This is a genomic window from Pseudomonas sp. NPDC088885 (assembly GCF_044750025.1).
Classification (GTDB): Bacteria; Pseudomonadota; Gammaproteobacteria; order Pseudomonadales; family Pseudomonadaceae; genus Aquipseudomonas; species Aquipseudomonas rustica.
Map to the genome: position 1 here is coordinate 36,313 of NZ_JBIVJB010000018.1, position 25,735 is coordinate 62,047.

Here is a 25,735-nt window from a genome sequence, read left to right on the forward strand (position 1 = left end):
CCGACAAGGAGCAGGTTTATGGGGGCAGTTACGTTCATGCGGCGCGCGGTGTTGGCGCTGTTCACGCTCGGGGCAGGTTATGCGCACGCCGCCAGTTCGGTGTTGATCTGGCCGATCGATCCGGTGCTGGAGGCTGATCAACAGGCCAGCGCGTTGTGGCTGGAAAATCGCGGCACTGAAACCGCCAACCTGCAGATCCGCGTGTTCGGCTGGAGCCAGAACGGTTACGAGGAGCAATACCAGAACCAGCGCGATGTGATCGGCAGCCCGCCGGTGGCGAAGATCGAGCCGGGTCAGAAACAACTGGTGCGTCTGACCCGCACCAAGGACGTGCCGCCCGGGCAGGAACTGGCCTACCGAATCATCATCGACGAAATCCCGTCCGCACAACCGCCCAGTGCTGAAGGTGGCAAAACAGCGGCGGCGATTCGTTTTCAGATGCGCTATTCGGTACCGCTGTTCGCTTACGGCGTCGGTCTGTGGAGCAAAGAAGACAGCACCCGCCAGCGTGATCCCAAGGGCATTGGTTTACCGCAACTGAGTTGGCGCACGGTGGCGGTGGATGGCCGGCCGTATGTCGAAGTGCGCAATCAAGGTGCGGTGCATGCGCGGTTGACGGATGTCGCGATCAAACAGGGTGGGCAGAACAAACCGCTGGCGGAAGGCTTGCTCGGCTACGTGCTACCGGGCGCGGTGATGCGCTGGCCGGCACCGGGAGGTCTGGCGGGGGATTCGGCGTTGCAGGTGCGGGTGAATGGCGGGGCGCAGGTACAGAGCATTACCCCGGCGAAGTGAATCTGACCCGGTGTCATGCCGGGAACTCTGTGGCTATGGGATTTACCTGTGGCACTTGAACCCTGTGGTGAGGGGATTTAGCGAAACGTCGCACCGCCCCGATGGGCTGCGAAGCGGCCCCGTTTTTCCCGGTTGCATCGAGTTGCCAGGATTGACGACTGCTGCGCAGCCGGTCGGGGATAAATCCCCTCACCACAAAGGTTGGGTCAAGCCAGAAATAGATGTGTCAGGCCCATCGCAGTATCAGGAGGATTCAGTCCATTGACGGACGTAAAGCGCGTATGAGCCGAGGATGGGCTCGCCGTATTCAGCGTCCGTTGTGGCATCTCACCGGCGCGTGCTGCCTGGTGTTCGTTCAACCGTCCGGGGCCGGCGAACTGCCGCCACCGCCCAGCGGCATGGAGGCCGTCAGCGATGCACAGTTGTTTCTCGAACTGGTGGTCAACCAGATGAATACCGGGCAAGTGGTGGCAGTGCAGCAGCGCGGCGGGCGCCTGTTCTTACCCGCCACGGCGCTGCGTGAAACCGGTATGAAACTGCCTGAAAACATCAGCACTGAAGTCGACCTCGACAGCCTGCCCGGTCTGCACAGCGAATACGACAGCGTCGGTCAACGCTTGCTGCTCAACGTGCCGCCGGAATGGCTGCCAGAACAGTTCATCGGTAATCGCCAAGCCTATCCGCGCACTCCGGCGCTGAGCAGTTTCGGCGCGTTGTTCAACTATGACCTCTACCTCAACGACACCGACGATGCCGGCACCTATTTAGCGGCGTGGAACGAAGTGCGCCTGTTCGACAGTTGGGGCACGTTGTCCAACACCGGGCAATATCGACGCACGTTGTCCGGTGATTCAGTCAGCACGCTGGACAACGGTTACCTGCGTTACGACACCACCTGGCGTTATTCCGATGACGAGCGAATGCTCACTTACGAGGCCGGCGACGTGATCAGCGGCGCCTTGCCTTGGAGCAGTTCGGTGCGTCTCGGTGGCGTGCAGTTCTCGCGGGACTTCGCCGTGCGCCCGGATCTGGTCAGCTATCCGTTGCCGCAATTTGCTGGCGAAGCGGCGGTGCCGTCCTCGGTCGATCTATTTATCAACGGCTACAAATCCAGCAGTGCCGAACTGCAACCGGGGCCGTACACGCTGACCAACATTCCGTTCATCAACGGCGCGGGCGAAGCCGTGGTGGTGACCACGGATGCGTTGGGTCGACAGGTGTCGACCACGGTGCCGTTCTATGTCACCAGCAGCTTGTTGCAAAAAGGCTTGAGCGATTTTTCCGTGGCCGCCGGTTCCCTGCGTCGCGATTACGCTTTGAAGGATTTCAACTACGGCCCCGGCGTAACCTCCGGCAGCCTGCGCTACGGCGTCAGCGACAGTTTTACCCTGGAAAGCCACGCTGAAGCCTCCGACTCGCTGACCCTCGGTGGCCTCGGCGGCAATCTGCGGCTGGGCAATTTCGGCGTGCTCAACAGCGCCATGAGCCAAAGCCGTTTCGATGGCGAGGGCGGTCAGCAATTGAGCCTCGGCTATCAGTACAGCAATCAGCGTTTCAGCTTTTCCTATCAGCGCCTGCAACGCCACGATCAATACGCTGACCTGACCGTGGTCGACACGCCCTACATCAGTCTCAGTCGGCGCAGTGAACAGGCGACCCTCAGCGTTAACCTCGACCGTTGGGGCAGCCTCGGCGCTGGCTATTTCGATGTGCGCGCGGCGGACGATTCCCGTACACAATTGCTCAACCTGAGCTGGAGCAAACCGCTGTGGCGCAACAGCAGTTTCTACCTGTCAGCCAACCGCGAAATCGGCGACAGCAACTGGGCGGTGCAGGCGCAAGTGGTGATTCCGTTCGATTTACGCGGCAGCCTGGCGATCAGCACCGAGCGCAGCAAAACCGGGCAGAGCCAGCAGCGGGTCAACTACAGCCGCGCGGTGCCGACCGAGGGCGGCGTAGGTTTCAATCTGGGTTACGCCAAGGGCGATGGCCCGGACTATCGACAGGCCGACGTGACTTGGCGTCTACAATCGGTGCAGTTGCAGGCCGGGGTCTACGGTTCGTCCGACGCCGAAACCCGTTGGGCCGATGCCAGTGGTTCGCTGGTGTGGATGGACAAACAAGTGTTCGCCGCCAACCGCATCGACGATGCTTTTGTTGTGGTCAGTACTGATGGCTTTTCCAACATTCCGGTGCGCTACGAGAATCAGCAGGTCGGCGAAACCGACAAGAACGGCCATTTGCTGGTGCCGTGGAGCAGCGCCTATTACCGCGGCAAATACGAGATCGATCCGCTCAACCTGCCGCCAAATGTGCGCAGCCCCAACGTCGAACAGCGTATTGCCGTGCGGCGTGGCAGTGGTTATCTGCTGGAGTTTCCGCTGACGCGGGTGATTGCCGCGAGCATCGTGCTGGTCGACGCACAGAAACGCGAACTGCCGTTGGGCGCGGGTGTGCTGCACGAGCAGAGTGGTGCGCGGACGGTGGTGGGCTGGGATGGCCTGGTCTATCTGGAAAATCTCGAAGCGCAGAATTCCCTGCAAGTGACGTTGGCCGATGGCAGCACCTGTCGAGTGCAATTCCCGGTCGATATGCAGCAGAACCAAGTGCCGCTGATCGGCCCGCTGGTGTGCCAATGACGGTTGCACGGATGTTTTTGTGGCTCGCGCTGATGCTGCCGGGGGCGGCGCAGGCGTTGTGCTCGGTGGTGGGGACGACCCCAGCGTCATTCGGTTCGATCAGTTCGATCGCCGTGCGCACCACCTCTCAACCCAGTTCGACATTGAATGGCGGGTTGAGCTGCACCGGATCGCTGCTGTCCTTGCTGACCAGCAACGACCACTTCTGGGGCACCGTGTCCTCGACCCAAAGCGGTCTGGTCGGGCCGACCGGCGACGTCATCAGTTACACGATTTACGCCAACAACAGCACCAGCTACCCGCTGACCCGTGGCACCGCTTACGACTTCGCCCGCAACGGCATCATTGATGCCTTGGGCCTGCTCAACGGCACGACGCCGAAAACCGTGCCGCTGTATTTGGGCACAACCATTGGCAGCAACGTCGCCGCCGGGGTCTACACCGAGACGCTGAGCATTTTCTGGAACTGGAATTACTGTTCGGGGATCGGCATTGGTGCGATCTGCATCGGCCGCGATATCAACAACGCTACGACCACGTTGACGGTGAACCTGACTGTATCCAATGACTGCACAATCACCGCGCCGAACATCGCCTTCGGTAGCGCGCCAGTGATTAGTGCGTTCACCCCGGTGAGCGGGCAGACCATTAATCTGGCGTGCACCAAGGGCAGCGCTTACACCGTGGGCTTGAGCGACGGGCAGAATGCAGTAAGCGTGGGCGGGCGGCGGCGGATGATTTCCGGCAGCAATTATCTGGCCTACGACATTTTCAAAAGCGCCGGGACAACGCGCTGGGGCAGTGTCGGCACGGCACGTCGGTCGAGCACCGATGCCGAGGTCAACCCCGGCAACGGACTGGGCACAGGCAGCCAGATCTTCAACTACAACGCAAAAATCTACACCGACCAGACCACGCCGCCGGCGGGCACGTATCTGGATAACGTAGTGCTCGACGTCGGTTTCTGAAGCAGCGTACCTCTGTAGGAGCTGTCGAGTGAAACGAGGCTGCGATCTTTTGCCCCTGACTTTTTGAAAGCAAGATCAAAAGATCGCAGCGTGCCGCAGCTCCTACATGACATCAGAATGGCAGTGATGGCTTGAGTTCGATCGGGCTCACCACCGCATAGTTGTACCCGCCACCGGACCAGTACTCAGCCTGCAAATCCCCGTCACTGCGGCTACCGCGCGGCAAAAAGGTGTTCTTCGGCCCCGGCGGGCGCACGTAGAAACTCACTTTGTGCCCGCTGCCATCCTCATACAGCACCATCGCCGCCGGGCCTTCGTCGGTGCTCAGCAGGCGCCCGCTGACCGGTTCAAACCCGGCCGCTTTCAGATTTGGCAAACGGCTGGCCTGATTGAAATATCGATCGAGCCAGCGCTGCATGTCGCCGTCACTGTCGACCTTGTAATCCGCCGGCAACATGCCTTTTTGCGCAATCAATCGATAGGCCTGAAGGGCGTCGGTCATCGGCAACATGGAAGAACGCACAAGGGTCATTTCCCGTGCCTGCCAACCACTGAAACCACCGATGCTGACCGCGATCAGCAACATCGCCGCACTGGCCAGATGGCGCCGAGACTGGCGTTGGCGGCGCTGACGAATCAGTGCCGGGTCAAGCTCCGGATTGGCCGGTTGCTGCAATGCGCCGCTGAGGGCCGCGCGCAGTTGCTGGGCGTCCTGTTGCCAGGCGCGCACCTGCGCGGCTTCATCCGGGTGAGCGGCCAGCCAGGTTTCCAGCACACGCCGGTCGGCGTCGCTGAGCTGGTGGTCGATGTAGGCGTGCAAATCACGCTCGCTGGGAGGCAGGCTGATCATTTGAGTATCCGCAAAGAAGGGCTGCTGATTTCGCCGTCGCTGAGTTGGCGCAAGGCCTGGCGGGCGCGGGACAGGCGCGACATCACGGTGCCGATCGGGGCGCCAAGAATCTCGGCGACCTCTTTATAAGTCAGGCCCTCGACCGAGACCATCAGCAGCAGGGCGCGCTGTTCGGTGGGCAGTCGGTCGAAGGCTTGCAGGGTCGATTGGGCGATTACCGTGCGTTCGACCGAGGGTTCGGCGTCGTCACGTCCGGTGAAAAATTCGAGCATTCGCGCATAGCGCCGGGAGCGGCGGTGGGCGTCGAGAAATTGCCGATAGAGGATCGCAAACAGCCAGGCACGCAGGTCGCCGTCGGCGCGTTTATCGCCCCAGCTCGACAGGGCGCGCTCCAGGCTCGCCTGCACCAGATCGTCTGCGCTGCTGCTGTTGCGCGTCAACGACACGGCAAAGCGGCGCAATCTGGGAATGATTTCTCTCAACTGTTCGTCGAATTCGCTCATGAAGTTCTGCTAGTCACTACGCTGTGGACTAGGGAGACGTCCGCCGTGGCAGGTTATTCCACGTTCGGAAAAATAAATACCGGGCTGTGGAATAAACCCCGACGGGGCGCGTCTTGCTGATTCTTCCTACTCGTGGCCGATGGCCCTGGAGTCGTTCATGGTTGATCGCTCATCCCCCAACGCTGCCCCGCCCGAAAGGCCGCAGCGCCCGCCCTTGAGTGCCGCGAGCCTGATCTTGCGTCTGGGCGGCATCGCCGTGGTGGTCGCCGCCGTAGCCGGGGCGTTTGCCTACGTGCATGGCAACTTTGACCCACAACGTCTGACGCCGAAAGCGCTGGTCGATGTGCTGGAAAAGAACAACGGCGTGCATCCGGGATTTCGCCGTAATCATGCCAAAGGCGTCTGCGTGATCGGCCATTTCGAGAGCAGCGGCGAGGCGCGGGTGTTCTCCACCGCCCAGGTGTTCAATGATCCGAGTACCCCGGTGGTCGGGCGTTTCGCACTGCCGGCGGGCAACCCTTATGCGCCGGACAGCAGCGTGCCGATTCGCAGTCTGGCGCTGCGTTTCACTCAGGCCAACGGGCAGCAGTGGCGCACCGGGATGAACAGCATGCCGGTGTTCCCGGTCGGCACGCCCGAGGCGTTCTATCAGTTGCAACAGGCGCAGTCGCCGGATCCCGCGACGGGCAAACCGGATCCGAGCAAGGTGCCAGCGTTTTTCGCCTCGCACCCGGAAGCGGTGCCGTTTTTGACGTGGGTGAAAACCGCCAAGCCGTCGGCCAGTTACGCCACGGAAACCTATAACAGCGTCAACGCGTTTTATCTGGTCGACGCCAGCGGCAAAAAGCACGCCGTGCGCTGGAGCATGACGCCGTTGGCGCAGGATGCAGCGGGGGCGACGGCACCTGAGGGCGGCGATTTTCTTGAGAAGGATCTGGTGCAGAAACTGGCCGCCGCGCCGCTGCGGTTTCAGTTGAATATCACCTTGGCCAATCCTGAGGATCCGGTCAACGACGCCAGTAAAACCTGGCCGGCGGGGCGCAAAGTGGTCAACGCCGGCACCTTGGTGCTGGAGAAAACCCAGCCACAACTCAGTGGCGAGTGCCGCGACATCAACTACGACCCGCTGGTGTTGCCGGCCGGGATTCAAGGCACCGCCGATCCGTTGCTCGCCGCGCGCTCCGCCGGTTACGCCGATTCTTACCTGCGTCGCACCAGCGAAGTCAGCCAGTTGCCCGCCGCCAAACAGGAGGCTCGCCCATGAGAACTCAACCGACGCATTTCGTATTGTTGGCGCGACTGCTGCACTGGCTGATGGCGCTGATGATCATCGCCATGCTGTTTATTGGCGCGGGCATGGTGACGTCTGTTTCAGAGCGGCATGAATGGCTGATCCATCTGCACAAGCCGTTGGGCATTGCGATTCTGGTATTGGTTGTCGTGCGTCTGCTGGTGCGTTTGACCACGCGCCAACCCCCTTTGCCAGCGGATCTGCCGGACTTTCAGGTGTTGGCGGCCAAGGCTTCGCATCTGTTGTTGTACGCGTTGATGCTGGTGTTACCGCTGCTCGGTTGGGCGATGATCAGCGCTTCTGGCGAACCGGTGATGCTCAGCACCACGCTGCAGTTGCCGTCGATTGTGCCGGCCGATGCGCAGTTGTTTGCGTTGCTGCGCAAGGCCCATGGTTATCTGGCGTACCTGCTGTTTCTGACGGTGCTGCTGCACCTGGCGGCGGCGTTGTTTCATGGCTGGGTGCGCCGCGATGAAGTACTCGACAGCATGTTGCGCGGTCGCGATCGTCATTGATCGAGTCAGGGGGCGGGCCGGCGCGTAAAGCTACGGCCTGAAGCAAAAGATCGCAGTCAGGCTGCGATCTTTTGGTTAAGCGGAGGAGGGGATCAGCGCAGGGTGTCGACCATGTCGGCGATGGTGGTCAGCACGTCTTTGCCCAATTGTTTCGAGCGCTTGCCCGACCAGCCGGTTTCTTTGTCGGGATGGTCGTCGTGATCCTTGAACGGCATTTCCAGGGTCAGCGACAGGCAGTCGTATTTCTGGCCGACGCTGTTGCAAGCCAGGGTCATGTTGGCCTGGCCCGGTTCGTCGCGAACATAGCCGTACTTGGTCTGGAAGTCTTTGGTGGTGTGCTTGAGGTGACTGCGGAAGTGTTCTTCAAGCTTCTCGATGCGCGGCGTGTAACCCGGATTGCCTTCGCAACCGGCGGTGAACACGTGAGGGATTTCCTCGTCACCGTGTGCGTCAAGGAACAGATCGACGCCGTACTTTTCCATTTGCTGCTGTACGAAAAGTACCTCGGGGCTGACTTCCTGACTGGCGTTCTGCCAGGCGCGGTTCAAATCCTGGCCCATGGCGTTGGTGCGCAGGTGGCCGTGGAAAGCGCCGTCCGGGTTCATGTTCGGCACCAGATACAGATCGGCACTGGCCAGCAGCTTGTTCAGCACCGGATCTTCGTGACGTTCCAGACGTTCGATGATGCCTTCCATGAACCATTCGGCCATGTGCTCGCCGGGGTGTTGCTGGGCGATGATCCAGACTTTGCGCTGGCCTTCAGCGCCGCTGCCTTTGCGCAGCAACTGGATGTCGCGGCCTTCGACGCTTTTGCCCGTGGCGAGCAGTTCAGTGCCGGCCTTGTTCAGCGCCTGCTCGATCAGCCAGTCGTGACGGCCACGGCTGTACGGTTCGAAGTAGGCGAACCAGGCGTGGGTCTGCGTGGCTTCGAGGCAGAAGCGCAAGCAATCGCCTTCGAAAATGGTTGGTACGCGGAACCAGTTGACGTGATCGTAGGAGGCCACGGCTTGATAGCCATCCCAGGCTTTGTTGTACGAGGACTGGCTGGCGTTGTTCAGGCGGAACCAGTGTTCCTGACCGACGTGCAAGCCGCTGGCCTTGAAGTGGAACCACTGAAAATGGGCGCTGCGCGTGTCCGGGCGGATAGCCAGAACCGGGCTGAGCGGATTGCTGATGTCGATGACTTGGATGTTGCCGCTGTCGAAATTGGCGCTGATGTCGAACGAAGATTTGGCCACGGTCATATCGGTTCCTGATCAGGATTGTTATGGCCGATACTTTACACAAGATTGGGCTGAAACCGAGGGGAATTGCGGGGTTGTGGCGGGGGCGTCCTCCATGACGCGGAGGCAGCTTAGAGATTATGCGATTGATTCTCAAGTGCTATTTGTCGTTAGTTTGCCCCAATGCGGCCGGGCTTGGCTTGCCAATCGATATTCTTTTGATATTATCCGCGCCATCGAATTTGCAGCACCTAAAGACTTCATTAGCCTGAAGCCACAAGCCCGAAAAACGGGTAAAAAAAAGACCCGGAAAAAATCCGGGTCAAAAACCGTGATTAGCCTGATGAGGAGATAGTCCAGAAGACCGACCTAAGGTCTCTGGTCCATCGACTGATCTCGCGACCAGCTGCATGCAATAATAATCATTATCATTTGCAAGTCAAATGTTTTTATCTGCGCGATTGGAAAATTCTTTCCCATCCGTTCGAACCCCCGTTCCTCAGACTTCATCGCCATCCAGCGAGTGGTCGACCATCGCCCGCGCCATATCCACCATGTGCACCACTGAAAATGCCAGATCGCGACTCGCGCCTTGCAGGTTTTCGGCTGCCTTGAACGCGGTGGCGGCGGCGCAACGTAATAAATCCGAAGCGTGTACCAGGGCCTCTTCGCCGCTGACATGCCGGTTGACGTCGAAAAAACGCTCATCGACCTCGGGTGTCGACACAGTTGGTTTCAAGTAATAGTCGAGCGCTCGTTGCGCTGCGGCGTTGCCTTGGGGCGAGGTGAACGTGGTGTCCATTTGCAGGTCGGGCAAGTCTTTGCTGCTGATGTTCATGATGAAGGGCCACTCCTTGTTTGATTAACTGTCCGTGCGATCAGCATAGTACGATGCGTAGTTGTGACCAGAATTTAAATACGACAATTTGTGTTTTGCTGGCCGAAGGCGTCACGCGTAAGGTGCCGCACATGGATAAATGGATTGAGTTGGTCAAGGCCAAAATGAGTGAACTCAAAATCACTCAAACAGAGCTCGGAGAGCGTGTTGGCATGTCCCAGGGCGGCATCGGCCATTGGCTGAACAAACGTCGTGAACCGGGCGTCGCGGAGATGAACCGCGTGCTGCAAGCGCTGGGCATGGATTTTCTCGAAGTGGCGATGGTCATTCGCGAGCCGCAGCCTGCGGCGGACGACGACATGCCGCTGACGCAGAAATACAACCCTTACTTTCGCTACCCGGTGAGCGACTGGAGCGCGCCACTGCAGGCGCGTGAAAGCGCGCCGCAGCCCTACGGCAAACACGAGGACAGGCAACGCTTCGAGCTGACGGATTATCACGCTCGCGGCGCCGCGTTCTGGCTGAGGGTGTCAGGCGATTCGATGACCGCGCCCAAAGGCACGAGCATCCCCGAAGGCATGCTGATTCTGGTCGATCCGGAGGCAGAGGCAGTCCCCGGCAAACTGGTGATCGCCCAGTGGTCGGACAGCCATGAGGCGATTTTTCGCAAGCTCGACGAAGAGGGCGGCCAGCGTTACCTGATACCGCTCAATCCGACGTGGCCGAAAGCCTTGTTCACCGAGGAGTGTCGAATCCTCGGCGTGGTGGTGCAGGCAACGGCGCGCTTCTAGTCAGACCGATCCTCGCTTGGCGTAGGATCGGTCTATTTATTCACACTGCTTCCAGTTCAACCAAAGCGCTGCCTTCGCCGACCATTTCACCTTCCTGGCAATACAGCGCTTTGATCACCCCGGCATGCGGCGCACGGATGCTGTGCTCCATCTTCATCGCTTCCAGCACCACCAGTTGCGCACCGGCTTCAACCGATTGCCCGGCCTCGACCAAGACCCGCACGATGCTGCCGTTCATCGGTGCCGTCAGACCGCCCTGATGACTGTTACTGGCTTCCACCGCACTGATCGGGTCGTAAGCTTCGACGCGACGCAACTCGCCTTCCCATTGCAGATACAGCGCATCGCCCTGACGAATAGCCCGCAAGGTACGACGCACGCCTTCGTGTTCAACAACCAGCGAATCGCCCAGCAGTTTTGCATCGCCGCCAGCCCCCAGCGTCAACGCCCGATCCTGCCCCTCGCAACTCAAATGCAGGGTAATTTCCCGAGGCAAACCCGCGCGCAATCCGCTGTTCCGCGACCACGGTGAGGCAGCATCATCCGCCCGCACAACGTTCGGCAAACTCTGCGCAAACGCCTGCGCCGCCGCCTGCCAGAACCCGTCACTCAATTCGCTCGGCGCTGGCAGCAATTGCTCCTGATAGCGCGGAATAAACCCGGTATCCAGTTCCGCCGCCGCAAATGCCGGATGCGCGATGATCCGTCGCAGAAAGTTGATGTTGGTCTTCAACCCGCCAATCGCAAATTCATCGAGCATGCTCAACAAACGCAGGCGTGCCTGTTCACGATCCTCGCCCCAGGCAATCAGCTTGCCGAGCATCGGGTCGTAGAACGGCGAAATCTCATCACCTTCCTCAACCCCGCTGTCCACTCGACGCCCAGGCCCTTCGGCAGACTCTCGATACAAATCCAGACGCCCGGTGGCCGGTAGGAAATCATTCGAAGGGTCTTCGGCATACAAGCGCACTTCGATCGCGTGGCCATTGAGTGGCACCTGCTCTTGGGTGATCGGCAGCGCTTCACCCCGCGCCACGCGAATCTGCCAGGCGACCAGATCCAGACCAGTGATCGCCTCGGTCACCGGGTGTTCAACTTGAAGGCGCGTGTTCATCTCCATAAAGAAGAATTCGCCACGCGCATCAAGCAGAAACTCCACCGTGCCGGCGCCGACATAACCGATCGCCTGCGCCGAACGCACAGCCGCTTCACCCATCGCCCGCCGCAGTTCAGCGGACAGGCCCGGTGCTGGCGCCTCTTCGACGACTTTCTGATGCCGCCGCTGAATCGAGCAATCACGCTCATTCAGGTACAGGCAATTGCCATGCTGATCGGCGAACACCTGAATTTCGACGTGACGCGGTTTCAGCAGATATTTCTCCACCAGCATCCGCGAATCGCCGAATGACGACTGCGCTTCACGCTGAGCGGAGGCGAGTGCTTCGGCGAGCTGGCCGACCTCTTCAACGACTTTCATGCCTTTGCCGCCGCCGCCCGCCGTGGCTTTGAGCAGCACCGGATAACCGATGCGTTCGCAGGCAGCACGGAAGGTCTCGAGATCCTGCGCTTCGCCGTGATAACCCGGCACCAGAGGCACGCCGGCAGTTTCCATCAACGCCTTGGCCGCCGATTTGCTGCCCATCGCGTCGATGGCCGAGGCCGGTGGGCCGAGGAAAATCAGCCCTGCCGCTTCAATCGCACGGGCGAACCCGGCGTTCTCCGACAGAAAGCCATACCCCGGATGAATCGCCTGCGCGCCGCTGGCCTTGGCCGCCGCGATCAGTTTGTCGATTTGCAAATAACTGTCAGCCGCTTTGCTGCCGCCGAGATCGACGCGGATATCCGCTTCACGGCTGTGCCGCGCCTCGCGGTCGGTGGCGCTGTGCACGGCGACCGTGGTCAGGCCCAGCGCTTTGGCGGTGCGCATCACGCGGCAAGCGATTTCGCCACGGTTGGCCACCAGCAGGGTGGTGAGAACGGGTGCGCTCATCAACGCGGCTCCTTGGTGGTGGTTTCGGCTTGCCAGCTCGGCGGACGTTTTTGCAGAAAGGCCCGCAGACCTTCCTGACCTTCCGGACTGACGCGGATGCGGGCGATGGCATTTTCGGTGTAGCGGCGCAGCGCCGGGGTCAGCGCGCCGTTGCCGACTTCACGCAACAAATCCTTGCTGGCGCGCATGGCGGCGGGGCTGTTGAGCAGCAGATTATTGATCCACTGTTCGACCTGTTGCTCCAGTTCAGCGGCCGGATAGCTGTCGGACAACAAACCGATTTCCCGTGCCCGTTGACCGCCAAACCGTTCAGCGGTCAGCGCATAACGGCGCGCCGCGCGCTCGCCAATGGCTTGTACGACGAACGGGCTGATCACCGCTGGCGCCAGACCGATGCGCACTTCCGACAGGCAGAATTGCGCGTCGTCGGCACCGATCGCCATGTCGCAGCAACTGATCAAACCCAGCGCGCCCCCGAATGCCGCGCCTTGCACCACGGCCACGGTGGGGATTTTCAGCTTGGCGAGGTTGTACATCAGCTCGGCGAGCTCGCGGGCGTCGTCGAGGTTGGTGTGGTAATCGAGCTCGGCCGATTGCTGCATCCACGCCAGATCGGCGCCGGCGCTGAAGTGCTTGCCACGCCCGCGCACCAGCAGGAAACGCAGGCTGGCGTCACTGGCAACTTTGTCGAGGGCGAGGATCAGTTCGCGGATCATCTCGGCGTTGAACGCGTTGTTTTTCTCTGGGCGGTTGAGCCACAGCGTCGCGAAACCGCGCGGGTCGTTTTGCAGTTCGAGGGTGTTGAAGTCGCTCATATTCATCCGTCTCCACGGTTCTTGTAGGAGCAAGGCTTGCCCGCGAAAGTAGTCATTCCACCATTGATGTGACTGACACATCGCCTTCGCGGGCAAGCCTTGCTCCTACAGGATCGAATCACATCCGGAACACGCCGAAGCGGCTCGGTTCGATTGGCGCGTTCAGCGACGCGGACAAGGCCAGGGCCAGCACATCGCGGGTCTGCGCCGGGTCGATGACGCCGTCGTCCCACAGCCGTGCGCTGGAATAGTAGGGGTGACCCTGCTCTTCATACTGGTCGAGGATCGGTTGCTTGATCTCGGCTTCCTGCTCGGCACTGAAGCTTTGGCCACTGCGTTCAGCCTGCTCGCGTTTGACCTGCACCAGCACGCCGGCCGCCTGTTCGGCGCCCATCACGCCGATCCGCGCATTCGGCCACATCCACAGAAAACGCGGATCGTAAGCGCGTCCGCACATGCCGTAGTTACCGGCGCCGAAACTGCCGCCGATGATCACGGTGAATTTCGGCACCTTGGCGCAAGCCACGGCCGTCACCAGTTTCGCGCCGTGCTTGGCGATGCCACCGGCCTCGTATTTCTGACCGACCATGAAGCCGGTGATGTTTTGCAGGAACAGCAGCGGAATGCCGCGCTGGCAGGCCAGTTCGATGAAGTGCGCGCCTTTCTGCGCGGCTTCGGCGAAGAGGATGCCGTTGTTCGCCAGAATCGCGATCGGGTAACCGTGCAGATGCGCAAAACCGCAAACCAGCGTGGTGCCGAACAGCGCTTTGAACTCATCGAACACCGAACCGTCGACCAGTCGTGCAATCACTTCGCGCACGTCGAACGGCTGCTTGGCGTCCGCCGAGACCACGCCGTACAACTCATCGTTCGCGTACAGCGGCGCAATCGGTGCACGCTGTTGCACTTCGCCGAGCTTGCGCCAGTTGAGGTTGGCCACGCTGCGGCGGGCGAGGGCGAGGGCGTGTTCGTCACTCTCGGCGTAGTGGTCGGCAACCCCGGAAATCTTGCAGTGCACGTCGGCCCCGCCGAGGTCTTCGGCGCTGACTACTTCACCGGTCGCGGCTTTCACCAACGGCGGGCCGGCGAGGAAAATCGTCGCCTGATTGCGCACCATGATCGCTTCGTCGGCCATCGCCGGCACGTAAGCGCCGCCCGCAGTGCACGAGCCCATGACCACGGCGATTTGCGGAATGCCCATCGCGCTCATGTTGGCCTGGTTGAAGAAGATCCGCCCGAAGTGCTCGCGATCCGGGAACACTTCGTCCTGACGCGGCAGGTTGGCGCCGCCGGAGTCGACCAGATAGATGCACGGCAGACGATTCTGCTGCGCGATGGTTTGTGCGCGCAGATGTTTTTTCACAGTCAGCGGGTAGTACGAGCCACCCTTAACCGTCGCGTCGTTGGCGACGATCATGCATTCGACGCCTTCGACCCGGCCGATCCCGGCAATCACACCGGCCGCCGGCACGTCTTCGCCATACACAGCGTGGGCGGCCAGTTGGCTGATCTCCAGAAACGGTGAACCCGGATCGAGCAAACGGTTGATGCGTTCACGCGGCAGCAATTTGCCCCGTGAAGTGTGGCGTTCCTGAGCTTTCGCGCCACCACCCTGCGCCACTTGGGCGAGCAGGGTGTGCAGGGCGTCGACCTGTTTGAGCATCGCCGCGCTGTTGGCGGTGAACTCCGCTGAACGAGGATTGAGCTGTGTATGCAGAATCATGGCTTACTCCGTAAGCAGCTACGAGTTGCAAGCTTGGAGCGGCAAGTTAAAGCTGTTCTCTTGCAGCTTGAAACTTGCAGCTCGCAGCTGACGAAATTTATTTCGTTTCGTTGAAGAGTTCGCGACCGATCAGCATGCGACGGATCTCACTGGTGCCAGCGCCGATTTCGTACAGCTTGGCGTCGCGCAGCAGGCGGCCCGCCGGGAATTCGTTGATGTAACCGTTACCACCGAGAATCTGGATCGCGTCGAGGGCCATTTGTGTAGCGCGCTCAGCGGTATAAAGGATTACGCCGGCGGCGTCTTTACGCGTGGTTTCGCCACGCTCGCAGGCTTGGGCAACGGCATACAGATAAGCTCGGCTGGCGTTGAGTTGGGTGTACATGTCGGCGACTTTGCCCTGGATCAGCTGGAACTCGCCGATGCTTTGGCCGAACTGTTTACGGTCGTGAATGTACGGCACGATCAGGTCCATGCACGACTGCATGATCCCGGTCGGGCCGCCAGAGAGTACGACGCGCTCGTAATCGAGGCCGCTCATCAACACTTTCACACCACCGTTGAGCACGCCGAGGATGTTTTCTTCCGGCACTTCGACGTCATCGAAGAACAGCTCGCAAGTGTTGGAGCCGCGCATGCCGAGCTTGTCGAACTTGTTGCTGCGGCTGAAGCCTTTCCAGTCGCGCTCGACGATGAATGCGGTGATGCCGTGCGGGCCTTTTTCCAGATCGGTTTTGGCGTAGATCACGTAAGTGTTGGCGTCGGGGCCGTTGGTGATCCAGGTTTTGCTGCCGTTGAGGACGTAACGGTCGCCGCGTTTGTCGGCGCGCAATTTCATCGAGACCACGTCGGAACCGGCATTCGGTTCGCTCATCGCCAATGCGCCGACGTGCTCGCCGCTGATCAGTTTCGGCAGGTACTTGGTTTTCTGTTCGTGGTTACCGTTGCGATTGATCTGGTTGACGCAGAGGTTCGAATGCGCGCCGTAGGACAGCGCCACCGAAGCCGAGCCACGACTGATTTCTTCCATCGCCACGACGTGTGCCAGGTAACCGAGGCCAGCACCGCCGTACTCTTCCGGCACGGTAATGCCGAGCAGGCCCATGTCGCCGAATTTGCGCCACATGTCGGCGGGGAACAGGTTGTCGCTGTCGATCTGCGCCGCACGCGGAGCGATCTCCTTGGCGACAAAGGACTGAACCTGATCGCGCAGCATGTCGATGGTTTCACCGAGGGCAAAATTCAGGGATGGATAGCTCATGGGTCACCTTTTGGCTTTTTTGTAGGGTGGGGAGGGCGGTCACTCGGCTCTCACCTTTACGTTAACGTAAGCCTGTGACGAATGGCTGTCAATCACCCTTTACGTTAACGTCAACTTGAGCGAGAGTAGGGGCAGTTCAAGATTGAAAAAGGATCGCTTTTTTGTGGGAGCGGGCTTTTGTGGTGAGGGGATTTATCCCCGTTCGGCTGCAAAGCAGTCGTGAAATCTGTAAATCTGATTTGTCAGGAGATATGCAGGGGCGGCTTCGCCACCCATCGGGGATAAATCCCCTCGCCACATAGGCCAACCACAAAGCTCTCCACAAAAAGTGCAATCCGGTAAACCCACTAATAAAGACAATAGGGGTCGTCATGGATCAACCCAGTGCAAACCCGCGGCGCAGCTACACCCGTGGCTCACAGAACAAAGCCTTGCTGGCGATGACCATCGGGCAGAAGTTCGATCACACCGTCGCGCAATATCCCGACGGCGAAGCGCTCGTCGTGCGCCATCAGCAGTTGCGTTATTCCTGGCGACAACTGGCCGATGCCGTCGATCTGCACGCCAGAGCGCTGCTCGCCCTGGGTTTACAGGCCGGCGATCGCCTCGGCATCTGGGCACCGAACTGCTCTGAGTGGTGCATCACCCAATTCGCCACGGCGAAAATCGGTGTAATCCTGGTCAACGTCAACCCGGCCTACCGCAGTTCCGAACTGGAATACGTGCTCAAACAATCCGGCTGCCAATGGCTGGTCTGCGCCGGGGCGTTCAAGTCGTCGAACTACCACGGCATGTTGCAAGGATTGGTGCCAGAACTGGCCGAACAATCCATCGGCCAACTGTGCAGCGAGCGCCTGCCGGAATTGCGCGGCGTGATCAGCCTCGACGCGCAGCCGCCATCAGGTTTCCTGCCGTGGTCACAATTGACCGACATGGCGGCCAGCGTCACCCCGCAACAACTCAGTGAGCGCAGCAACAGCCTGCACTTCGATCAACCGGTAAACATTCAATACACCTCCGGCACCACCGGTTTCCCCAAAGGCGCGACCCTCAGCCACTACAACATCCTCAACAACGGTTACATGGTCGGCGAAAGCATCGGCCTGACCCCGCACGATCGCCTGGTGATCCCGGTGCCGCTGTACCACTGCTTCGGCATGGTCATGGGCAACCTCGGCTGCGTCACACACGGCAGCACGATGATTTACCCCAACGACGCCTTCGATCCGTTGCTGACCCTGCAGACCGTCGCCGAAGAAAAAGCCACCGGCCTCTACGGCGTGCCGACCATGTTTATCGCCATGCTTGATCAGCCGCAACGCGCCGAATTCGATCTGTCGAGCCTGCGCACCGGGATCATGGCCGGCGCCACCTGCCCGATTGAAGTGATGCGCCGGGTCATCAGCGAGATGCACATGAGCGAAGTGCAGATCGCCTACGGCATGACCGAAACCAGCCCGGTGTCACTGCAAACCGGCCCGAACGATGAGCTGGAGCTGCGCGTGACCACGGTCGGCCGCACCCAGCCGCAACTGGAAAGCAAGATCATCGACGAGGCCGGCAACCTCGTGCCGCGCGGCACCATCGGCGAACTGTGCACCCGTGGTTACAGCGTGATGCTCGGCTATTGGCAAAACCCGCAAGCCACCGCTGAAGCTATCGATGAAGCAGGATGGATGCACACCGGCGACCTGGCGAGCATGAACGAGGAGGGTTACGTCAACATCGCCGGGCGTAACAAGGACATGATCATTCGCGGCGGCGAGAACGTTTATCCGCGTGAGCTGGAAGAGTTTTTCTTCACTCATCCGGCGGTGGCGGACGTGCAGGTGATCGGCATTCCGTGCTCGCGTTACGGCGAGGAGATTGTCGCCTGGATCAAATTCCATCCCGGCCACAACGCCTCCGAGCTGGAGTTGCAAACCTGGTGCAAAGAGCGCATCGCGCACTTCAAGACGCCACGGCACTTCAAGTTCGTCGAAGAGTTTCCGATGACGGTGACGGGGAAAATTCAGAAATTCCGCATGCGTGAAATCAGCATCGAAGAACTTCGCGAAAAGCACGCCTGACACAAAAGTTAACGTGATTACAATCTAATGTGGGAGCGAGCCTGCTCGCGAATGCAGTGTGTCATTCAGCGCAAATGTGCCTGATATACCGCTTTCGCGAGCAGGCTCGCTCCCACAGGGGAATGGGCGGTGTTGGAAAGAGGAATCACAGAAAGCACAAAGGGGAGCCGAAGCTCCCCTTTAATTTTGTCGTCGCGTGCTCTTTTTTATTATTGAGGGTCGGTCTGTTGTTGTTTTTGGCAACCGTGGCCCTTTACCGCTGTTTTTGGCGACCCCCATCCGGGGTCAAGAGCAAACGTATTTTTTTGAGCGCTGATCTGCTTTCTCGTTAAACGATCCAACCGATTCGGGAGCTACCTGAAGGTAGTTTTATTGTTCTCTGCCCGGTTGCGGGTCACTCCTGAGAGCACCCTGAAAAGCACACCTTCTCCAAAAAAATCTGTTAGCTGCGTCTCTGCCGTGTTGTTTTTGTTATGTCAGAGTCGGTACGTCTTATTTTTATTGGTTTGCTGCTTTTTATTCTTGTTATGCCATAGAAATAGCATTACGCGTGCCAACTTTTAAAAAGCCTTGTAAATCAATGGCTTGTGATTTTGTAGGATTTTTCGATCAGGCCAATCCAGACAATTTGTTTCCGTGTTACTCGCTTAAGCCCACATTCCGGACACAGCGGTAACACCATCTCCCCTCACTGTGCGCTGCGCGCCTTCGCCACGCGCGAACCGCTCGGGCGACCGAGCACCGCGCTGATCCGCTGACCCGCGGCAATCAAGGCGTCCAGGTCGATTCCGGTCTTGATACCGAGGCCGTTGAGCAGGTACACCACATCTTCAGTCGCAACGTTACCGCTCGCACCTTTGGCGTACGGACAGCCGCCGAGGCCCGCGATAGAGCTGTCGAACACCGAAATGCCTTCGAGCAGACTGGCGTAGATGTTGGCCATCGCCTGACCGTAGGTGTCGTGGAAATGTCCGGCGAGTTTGTCCCGTGGCACCTGCGCCGAAACCACTTCAAACAAACGGCGAGTCGCGCCAGCAGTGCCGGTGCCGATGGTGTCGCCCAGCGAAACTTCGTAGCAGCCCATCGCGTACAGCTCGCGCGCGACCATCGCCACTTGCTCCGGTGCGACCGTGCCTTCATACGGGCAACCGAGCACACAGGACACGTAACCGCGCACGGTTACGCCGTGTTGCTTCGCCGCTTCCATGATCGGGGCGAAGCGCGCCAGGCTTTCGCTGATCGAGCAGTTGATGTTGCGCTGCGAGAAGGCTTCGGACGCGGCGGCGAACACCGCGACTTCCTTGACCCCGGCAGCGATCGCATCCTCAAAACCGCGCAGGTTCGGTGCCAGTGCGCCATAAGTCACGCCGGGTTTGCGCTGGATCTGCGCGAACACGTCGGCGGAACCGGCCATTTGCGGCACCCATTTGGGCGAAACGAAACTGCCGACTTCTATATAGCCAAGGCCCGCGGCGCTGAGCGCATCGACCAGTTGCACCTTGTCGGCGACACTGATGGGCTGGGCTTCGTTCTGCAGGCCATCGCGCGGGCCGACTTCGATCAGGCGTACTTGGGAGGGGAGGGACATGGGCTGACCTGCTCAAATTTCTAAGTGAAATGAGGAACCTTTGTGGGAGCGGGCTTGCTCGCGAATGCGCTGTATCAGAAACATATTTGTCGACTGGTAAATCGCATTCGCGAGCAAGCCCGCTCCCACAAGGGATGGTGTTCGATCCGTTAGATCGCCTGCTGGCTCTTGAGGGTTTGCTCCAGCGCCTGCACGCAGCGCTCTTCAGCGGTATCAAGCTCCAGTTTCATCTGTTCGATATCCAGCAACTGTTGCTCCAGTTGCTCGCGGCGCTCGGTGATTTTCGCCAGCATGCTGTTGAGCTGTTTGGTGTTACCGCTGGACGGGTCGTAGAGTTCGATCAGTTCGCGGCATTCGGCCAAGGAGAAGCCGATGCGCTTGCCACGCAGGATCAGCTTCAGGCTGACCTTGTCGCGCGGCGAGTAGATGCGTTCCTGGCCACGGCGCTCAGGGCTGAGCAGGCCTTGCTCTTCATAAAAGCGGATCGCCCGGGTGGTGATGTCCAGCTCGCGGGCGAGGTCGGAAATGCTGTAGGTCTGGCTGCTCATGGAAGCGCTCGGAAAAAGGTCTTGGCGCTAAGCTAATGGCAGGTTGACGTTTACGTCAAGCGGGATGATTTGTGTTGTATTTGATGGCCCCTTCGCGAGCAGGCTCGCTCCCACAGGATCCGTGGCGTTCACAAATTCACTGTGGGAGCGAGCCTGCTCGCGAAGAACGATGACGCGGTAAAAATCCCTACAGTTTGTCGAGCTTCTTCTCCTGCGCCGTCACCTGCTGGCACAACTCAATCATCTGCTCGCGCATCCAGCGATTCGCCGGATCCTGGTCGGTGCTTTCATGCCAATACAGATGCGTCTCCACTGGCGGCACATCATTCACCGGCAGATTAAACGCCTGCAGTTCATGCCGACGGGCAAAGCGTTCCGGCACGGTCATGACCATATCCGTCTGCTGCATCACCTGTGACGCCATCAAATAATGCTGCGAGCGCAGGGCGATCTTGCGCTGAATGCCCATTTTGCCCAGTGCCAGATCGACATAGCCCAGACCGCTACGGCGGCTGGAAATATGGATATGGGTCAGCGACAAATAATCATCCAGCGACAGCTTTTCCTTGCCCGCCATCGGATGCCCCTTGCGCATCGCACACACATAACGATCTTCCATCAGCTTGACGTGGCGCACTTGTGGGTCGGTGTTGAGCGGCGCATCCACAGCGAAATCCAGACGCCCGGCCGCCAGTTCCTTGGTGGTTTCACGGCGTTTCGACAGGAAACTTTCGATAATCACGGTCGGCGCCAGACGGCGCAGGCGCTGGAACAGCGGCGGCAAAATCACTGCCTCGGTGAGGTCAGTCATGCTGATGCGGTAGGTCTTGACCGCTTGCGCCGGGTTGAAAATACGACTTTCCTGAACCGACACGCGCAGCAGCGACAGCGCGTTACGCACCGGACCGATGATGTTCTGCGCCATCGGCGTCGGCACCATGCCTTGGGCGGTGCGTACGAAGAGCGGGTCGTTGAAGGTTTCGCGCAGCCGTGCCAGCGCGTTGGACACCGCCGGCTGGGTGATGCCGACAATCTGCCCGGCGCGGGTCAGGTTGGCTTCGGTGTAGATCGCGTCGAAGACGATGAAAAGGTTGAGGTCGACCTTGCTCAGATTCATAACGCGGCTTCTCTTGTTATTTAGTGCGGTGTTTGGGGGGCTGGCAATCAGCCGATCATATATCGGTGATGAATGTTTATACACGCCGAGAATAGGCTAGGTAAATTATCAGCGCTGTTCTAGCATCGATTGCATGACCTAAACAACCTCTGCTGAAGAACTGCCTTAACCATCGGGAGCTGCTCATGGATTTCGCTTATTCGCCCAAGGTGCAAGAACTGCGTGAGCGCGTAACCGCGTTCATGGACACTTACGTTTACCCGGCCGAAGCCGTGTTCGAGCGCCAGGTTGCCGAAGGCGATCGCTGGCAGCCGACGGCGATCATGGAAGAACTCAAAGCCAAGGCCAAAGCCGAGGGCCTGTGGAATCTGTTTCTGCCTGAGTCGGAACTGGGTGCCGGCCTGACCAACCTCGAATACGCGCCACTGGCGGAAATCATGGGCCGCTCACTGCTCGGCCCGGAGCCGTTCAACTGCTCGGCGCCGGACACCGGCAACATGGAAGTGCTGGTGCGTTACGCCAACGAAGAGCAAAAACAACGCTGGCTCGAACCGTTGCTGCGCGGCGAGATCCGCTCGGCGTTCGCCATGACCGAACCCGATGTTGCCTCCTCCGACGCCACCAACATGGCCGCCCGCGCCGTGCGTGATGGCGACGAGTGGGTGATCAACGGCAAAAAATGGTGGACGTCCGGTGCTTGCGATCCGCGCTGCAAGATTCTGATCTTCATGGGCCTGAGCAATCCCGATGCACCGCGCCACGCGCAGCACTCGATGATCCTCGTGCCGGTCGATACTCCCGGCGTAAAAATCGTTCGTCCGTTGCCAGTGTTCGGTTACGACGATGCGCCGCACGGTCACGCCGAAGTGCTGTTCGACAACGTACGTGTGCCGTACGAAAACGTATTGTTGGGTGAAGGACGCGGCTTTGAAATTGCCCAAGGTCGTCTTGGCCCAGGCCGGATTCACCACTGCATGCGTTCGGTCGGCATGGCTGAGCGAGCGCTGGAATTGATGTGCAAACGTTCGGTGAGCCGTACTGCTTTCGGCAAACCGCTGGCGCGTCTGGGCGGGAACATCGACAAGATCGCCGACTCGCGGATGGAGATCGACATGGCGCGCCTGCTGACGCTGAAAGCGGCGTACATGATGGACACCGTGGGTAACAAAATCGCGAAAAGCGAGATTGCGCAGATCAAGGTGGTTGCGCCGAACGTGGCGCTGCGCGTGATTGATCGGGCGATCCAGATGCATGGCGGCGCCGGGGTGTCGAACGACTTCCCGCTGGCTTATATGTATGCGATGCAACGGACATTGCGTCTGGCCGATGGCCCGGACGAAGTGCACCGTGCGGCGATTGGCAAGTTTGAGATCGGCAAGTATGTGCCGAAGGAAATGCTGCGTAGCGGTCAGTAAGACCGCGTCGCCCCCTTCGCGAGCAAGCCCGCTCCCACATTGGATTTGTGAACGCCACAGATCCTGTGGGAGCGGGCTTGCTCGCGAAAGGGCCTGAACATTCAACCCATGATCGTTCCCACGCTCTGCGTGGGAATGCATCCCGTGACGCTCCGCGTCACAGTGGACGCTGAGCGTCCATGGCGGAATTACCACGCGGAGCGTGGGAACGATTTGGCGGATATCAATACACCCAAACCTCAACCCGCCGATTCTTGATCCTTCCCTCATCCGCACTGTTGGTCGCCACCGGCATCTGCGCGCCAAACCCGCGCACCTCGCGCAGCACCACGCCGTTCTTCACCAACTCCCGTCGCACCGCCATCGCCCGCAATTTCGACAGCAAATCCGCACGCGCCGGGTCGTCCTTTACATCACCAAACCCCACCAGCGTCACCGCACGATCGGTCTTGTCATGGCGCTTTATATAGTCGAACACCCGCGCCAGATCCTGACGCGCCTTGTTGTCCAGACTCGCGCTGCCCTCTTCAAATCGGAAATTCACCGTCAGACGTTGGGCGTGACGGCTGAGGGATTGATAACCCTCGGGCATCAGCGCATTCGGCGCGACCGTCATGGCGTGCACGGTCTGGCTGATAAAACCGTTGCGCGCAACAATCTCCTGACCCTGACGACTTTGCGCAAACGCCACCAGCGCTTTTGCCCATGGATTGCTGCTGTCCGGCGGCAGATAAAAGAACAGTCGCCGAGACAGCGGATAGTCCTCGGTGGCGATCAGACTATTGAGCGGCAGCATCGATTGCGACGCGCCATCGGCAATCGCCACGGCTTTGGCCTGACGCACGTAAGGCAACCCAATGAAACCGATGCCCTGCGGATCACTACTCACCGCGTCGGATAATTCCTCGCTCGATTCGAAACGTTTCGCCGCACTGCTCAGCGTTTTCCCACGACGACTGAGCACCAATTCCTTGAACGTGTCGTAGGTGCCGGACTGATCATCTCGCGCATATAAATGAATCGCACCGCCGCGACCACCGAGGTCTTCCCAGCTTTTCACTTCGCCGGCGAAGATCCGCGCCAGTTGCTCGGTGTCGAGTTGCTGCAACGGGTTTTCGGGATGAAGGATGATCGCCAGGCCATCGATGGCGATGACTTGTTCGGCGGCGGCGCTTTTCAGATCGCCGAGGGATTGCAGACTGATCAGCTCGCTGTCCTTGATCTCGCGGGAGGAGGCGGCGAGGTCGGCGCTGGCGTTTTTCAGGGCGGTGAAACCGGTGCTGGAGCCGTGAGCGGCGACGTCGATGAGCACGCGTTTGCCTTCAGCCGTCTGGCCAACAATGCGCAGTTCGTTAGCGGTGCCCGGCGTTTCGCGGTGGATCTTCAGCAGGCCTTGCTGTTGCAGCAGACCTTCGACCAATGCTGGGCCGAGTTCGGCGCCGATGGTGTTGGAACCCTGAATGCGCAACGCCGGGCCGTCGTCGGGCACCGGCAAACCGGCGGCCGACACCGTCAGCCACGCACTCAAGAGAAAGACGCACAGAACACGCAGGGTCATGCCGGCACCGAATCAAGCCAAGGGGATTGCCGGGGAGATTAAGTCAGGCGCATGACCAAAAGATGACAGATCAAAAGATCGCAGCCTGCGGCAGCTCCTACAGGGGAACGCATTCCAATTGTAGGAGCTGCCGCAGGCTGCGATCTTTTGATTTTTAGCTCAATTCCAGCCAGATCGGCGCATGGTCGGACGGCTTTTCCATCCCGCGCAATTCATAATCCACGCCCGCCGCCTTCACCCGCGGCAGCAAACCATGCGACGCCAGAATCACGTCAATGCGCAACCCGCGCTTCGGCTCATCCTCAAAGCCACGGCTGCGGTAATCGAACCAGCTGAACATGTCGGTCACGTCCGGGTTCAGGTGGCGATAGCTGTCGGTCAGGCCCCAGTTCTTCAGGCGCGCCATCCACTCGCGCTCTTCCGGCAGGAAACTGCATTTACCGGTTTTCAGCCAGCGCTTCATGTTGTCCGGGCCGATGCCGATGTCGCAGTCTTCCGGGGAAATGTTCACATCGCCCATCACCACAACCGGTTGTTCGTTGTGGAACTGGCTTTCCAGCAGTGCTTGCAGATCGCTGTAGAAACGCTGCTTGGCGGGGAATTTGGTCGGGTGGTCGCGGCTTTCGCCCTGTGGGAAATAGCCGTTCATGATCGTCACCGGCACGCCATTGGCGTCGGCGAAGGTGCCCCAGATAAAGCGCCGCTGGGCGTCTTCGTCGTCGGTGGCGAAACCCTTGTGAATGGCGATCGGTTCCTGACGCGACAACATCGCTACGCCGTAGTGACCTTTCTGCCCGTGGAAATACACGTGGTAGCCGAGGGCGCGGACTTCGTCGAGCGGGAACTGGTCGTCGTGGACTTTGGTTTCCTGCAGGCCGATTACGTCCGGCTGGTGTTTTTCGATCAGCGCTGCCAGCTGATGCGGACGGGCGCGCAGTCCGTTGATGTTGAAGGAAACGATCTTCATGGTCGGCAGTCCTGGCAAAAGGGCGATGCTAGCTGACATGGGGGAGATGGGCCAGTGTGGGGTGGGAGAAATCATTTTTGGCTGTGGGATTTGTGTCGCCTGTGAGGGCCTCTTCGCGAGCAAGCCCGCTCCCACAGGGGAATGCATTCCAAAATGTGGGAGCGGGCTTGCTCGCGAAGAGGCCAGCAAAATCGAAGAAGATCCCGAGTTGGTCTATACCTGTGGGGAACTGTGCCAACGCCAAAAGGTTCGTACCAACAAGAGCGCCGCC

22 protein-coding genes are annotated in these 25,735 nt (G+C 59.8%); 9 read left to right on the plus strand and 13 right to left on the minus strand.

The genetic code is table 11. From position 1 onward, the window contains the following. Positions 1-18: 18 nt before the first annotated feature. The 3 genes from ACIP1X_RS10970 (at position 19) to ACIP1X_RS10980 (ending at position 4,402) form a co-directional block, all read left to right on the plus strand. Complete coding sequence (locus ACIP1X_RS10970; protein ID WP_212551229.1) at positions 19-795, plus strand: molecular chaperone; 777 nt, start codon at positions 19-21, stop codon at positions 793-795. Between the two features lie 281 nt (positions 796-1,076). Then, complete coding sequence (locus tag ACIP1X_RS10975) at positions 1,077-3,434, plus strand: fimbria/pilus outer membrane usher protein (RefSeq protein ID WP_400751887.1); 2,358 nt, start codon at positions 1,077-1,079, stop codon at positions 3,432-3,434. Further along, positions 3,431-4,402: a spore coat U domain-containing protein gene (locus tag ACIP1X_RS10980; RefSeq protein WP_053121727.1), complete on the plus strand. Its 972-nt coding sequence runs from the start codon at positions 3,431-3,433 to the stop codon at positions 4,400-4,402. Before ACIP1X_RS10975 ends, ACIP1X_RS10980 begins: the two co-directional genes overlap by 4 nt. Before the next feature lie 112 nt (positions 4,403-4,514). Here ACIP1X_RS10980 and ACIP1X_RS10985 read toward each other — a convergent pair whose 3' ends face one another. Both ACIP1X_RS10985 and ACIP1X_RS10990 read right to left on the minus strand, forming a co-directional pair. Next, complete coding sequence (locus tag ACIP1X_RS10985) at positions 4,515-5,252, minus strand: anti-sigma factor family protein (protein WP_400751890.1); 738 nt, start codon at positions 5,250-5,252, stop codon at positions 4,515-4,517. Next, a complete protein-coding gene (locus tag ACIP1X_RS10990) occupies positions 5,249-5,755 on the minus strand; it encodes a sigma-70 family RNA polymerase sigma factor (RefSeq protein ID WP_053121724.1) in 507 nt (168 codons plus the stop codon). The genes ACIP1X_RS10985 and ACIP1X_RS10990 overlap by 4 nt, the downstream gene beginning before the upstream one ends. Before the next feature lie 157 nt (positions 5,756-5,912). On the opposite strand from ACIP1X_RS10990, the gene ACIP1X_RS10995 reads away from it, so the two are divergent. Further along, positions 5,913-7,019, plus strand: coding sequence for a catalase family peroxidase (locus ACIP1X_RS10995; RefSeq protein ID WP_400751891.1), 1,107 nt, complete (start codon positions 5,913-5,915; stop codon positions 7,017-7,019). Continuing rightward, positions 7,016-7,561 (plus strand): cytochrome b, encoded by a 546-nt coding sequence (locus ACIP1X_RS11000; RefSeq protein WP_053121720.1) that lies wholly within the window; start codon positions 7,016-7,018, stop codon positions 7,559-7,561. The genes ACIP1X_RS10995 and ACIP1X_RS11000 overlap by 4 nt, the downstream gene beginning before the upstream one ends. Before the next feature lie 92 nt (positions 7,562-7,653). Here ACIP1X_RS11000 and ACIP1X_RS11005 read toward each other — a convergent pair whose 3' ends face one another. Continuing rightward, positions 7,654-8,805, minus strand: a complete 1,152-nt coding sequence (locus ACIP1X_RS11005) for a M14-type cytosolic carboxypeptidase (RefSeq protein ID WP_400751894.1) — start codon at positions 8,803-8,805, stop codon at positions 7,654-7,656. On the opposite strand from ACIP1X_RS11005, the gene ACIP1X_RS11010 reads away from it, so the two are divergent. Then, positions 8,777-9,139: a hypothetical protein gene (locus ACIP1X_RS11010; RefSeq protein WP_212551224.1), complete on the plus strand. Its 363-nt coding sequence runs from the start codon at positions 8,777-8,779 to the stop codon at positions 9,137-9,139. The genes ACIP1X_RS11005 and ACIP1X_RS11010 overlap by 29 nt on opposite strands. A gap of 144 nt (positions 9,140-9,283) precedes the next feature. On the opposite strand, the gene ACIP1X_RS11015 is transcribed toward ACIP1X_RS11010, so the two are convergent. Continuing rightward, on the minus strand, positions 9,284-9,622 hold the full coding sequence (locus tag ACIP1X_RS11015) for a DUF6124 family protein (RefSeq protein WP_053121713.1): 339 nt from the start codon (positions 9,620-9,622) through the stop codon (positions 9,284-9,286). Positions 9,623-9,753: 131 nt separating this feature from the next. On the opposite strand from ACIP1X_RS11015, the gene ACIP1X_RS11020 reads away from it, so the two are divergent. Continuing rightward, complete coding sequence (locus ACIP1X_RS11020; protein ID WP_400751897.1) at positions 9,754-10,413, plus strand: LexA family protein; 660 nt, start codon at positions 9,754-9,756, stop codon at positions 10,411-10,413. Positions 10,414-10,453: 40 nt separating this feature from the next. On the opposite strand, the gene ACIP1X_RS11025 is transcribed toward ACIP1X_RS11020, so the two are convergent. The 4 genes from ACIP1X_RS11025 to ACIP1X_RS11040 all read right to left on the minus strand — a co-directional run bounded on the left by ACIP1X_RS11025 (position 10,454) and on the right by ACIP1X_RS11040 (position 16,202). Then, the gene (locus ACIP1X_RS11025; protein ID WP_400751900.1) at positions 10,454-12,403 is read right to left on the minus strand and encodes an acetyl/propionyl/methylcrotonyl-CoA carboxylase subunit alpha; all 1,950 of its coding nucleotides are present in this window, start codon (positions 12,401-12,403) and stop codon (positions 10,454-10,456) included. After that, positions 12,403-13,218, minus strand: coding sequence for a gamma-carboxygeranoyl-CoA hydratase (locus ACIP1X_RS11030; protein ID WP_053121779.1), 816 nt, complete (start codon positions 13,216-13,218; stop codon positions 12,403-12,405). The genes ACIP1X_RS11025 and ACIP1X_RS11030 overlap by 1 nt, the downstream gene beginning before the upstream one ends. A 118-nt stretch (positions 13,219-13,336) precedes the next feature. Continuing rightward, positions 13,337-14,941: a carboxyl transferase domain-containing protein gene (locus tag ACIP1X_RS11035; RefSeq protein ID WP_400751903.1), complete on the minus strand. Its 1,605-nt coding sequence runs from the start codon at positions 14,939-14,941 to the stop codon at positions 13,337-13,339. Positions 14,942-15,038: 97 nt separating this feature from the next. Continuing rightward, on the minus strand, positions 15,039-16,202 hold the full coding sequence (locus ACIP1X_RS11040) for an isovaleryl-CoA dehydrogenase (RefSeq protein ID WP_053121705.1): 1,164 nt from the start codon (positions 16,200-16,202) through the stop codon (positions 15,039-15,041). A 371-nt stretch (positions 16,203-16,573) separates the two neighbouring features. Between ACIP1X_RS11040 and ACIP1X_RS11045 the strand changes: the two genes are divergently transcribed. Next, positions 16,574-18,271, plus strand: coding sequence for an AMP-binding protein (locus ACIP1X_RS11045; RefSeq protein WP_400751905.1), 1,698 nt, complete (start codon positions 16,574-16,576; stop codon positions 18,269-18,271). A 688-nt stretch (positions 18,272-18,959) separates the two neighbouring features. Here ACIP1X_RS11045 and ACIP1X_RS11050 read toward each other — a convergent pair. The 3 genes from ACIP1X_RS11050 to ACIP1X_RS11060 all read right to left on the minus strand — a co-directional run bounded on the left by ACIP1X_RS11050 (position 18,960) and on the right by ACIP1X_RS11060 (position 21,524). Next, positions 18,960-19,859, minus strand: coding sequence for a hydroxymethylglutaryl-CoA lyase (locus ACIP1X_RS11050; RefSeq protein ID WP_400751908.1), 900 nt, complete (start codon positions 19,857-19,859; stop codon positions 18,960-18,962). Between the two features lie 149 nt (positions 19,860-20,008). Beyond that, positions 20,009-20,407: a MerR family DNA-binding transcriptional regulator gene (locus tag ACIP1X_RS11055; RefSeq protein WP_007917234.1), complete on the minus strand. Its 399-nt coding sequence runs from the start codon at positions 20,405-20,407 to the stop codon at positions 20,009-20,011. A 187-nt stretch (positions 20,408-20,594) separates the two neighbouring features. Continuing rightward, on the minus strand, positions 20,595-21,524 hold the full coding sequence (locus ACIP1X_RS11060) for a LysR family transcriptional regulator (RefSeq protein WP_400751911.1): 930 nt from the start codon (positions 21,522-21,524) through the stop codon (positions 20,595-20,597). A gap of 185 nt (positions 21,525-21,709) precedes the next feature. On the opposite strand from ACIP1X_RS11060, the gene ACIP1X_RS11065 reads away from it, so the two are divergent. Further along, positions 21,710-22,939, plus strand: a complete 1,230-nt coding sequence (locus ACIP1X_RS11065) for an acyl-CoA dehydrogenase (RefSeq protein WP_212551218.1) — start codon at positions 21,710-21,712, stop codon at positions 22,937-22,939. 223 nt (positions 22,940-23,162) lie between these two features. Here ACIP1X_RS11065 and ACIP1X_RS11070 read toward each other — a convergent pair whose 3' ends face one another. Both ACIP1X_RS11070 and xthA read right to left on the minus strand, forming a co-directional pair. Then, the gene (locus ACIP1X_RS11070; protein ID WP_400751913.1) at positions 23,163-24,497 is read right to left on the minus strand and encodes a substrate-binding domain-containing protein; all 1,335 of its coding nucleotides are present in this window, start codon (positions 24,495-24,497) and stop codon (positions 23,163-23,165) included. A gap of 154 nt (positions 24,498-24,651) precedes the next feature. Continuing rightward, positions 24,652-25,464, minus strand: coding sequence for an exodeoxyribonuclease III (xthA, locus tag ACIP1X_RS11075; protein ID WP_400751915.1), 813 nt, complete (start codon positions 25,462-25,464; stop codon positions 24,652-24,654). Positions 25,465-25,735 lie beyond the last annotated feature (271 nt).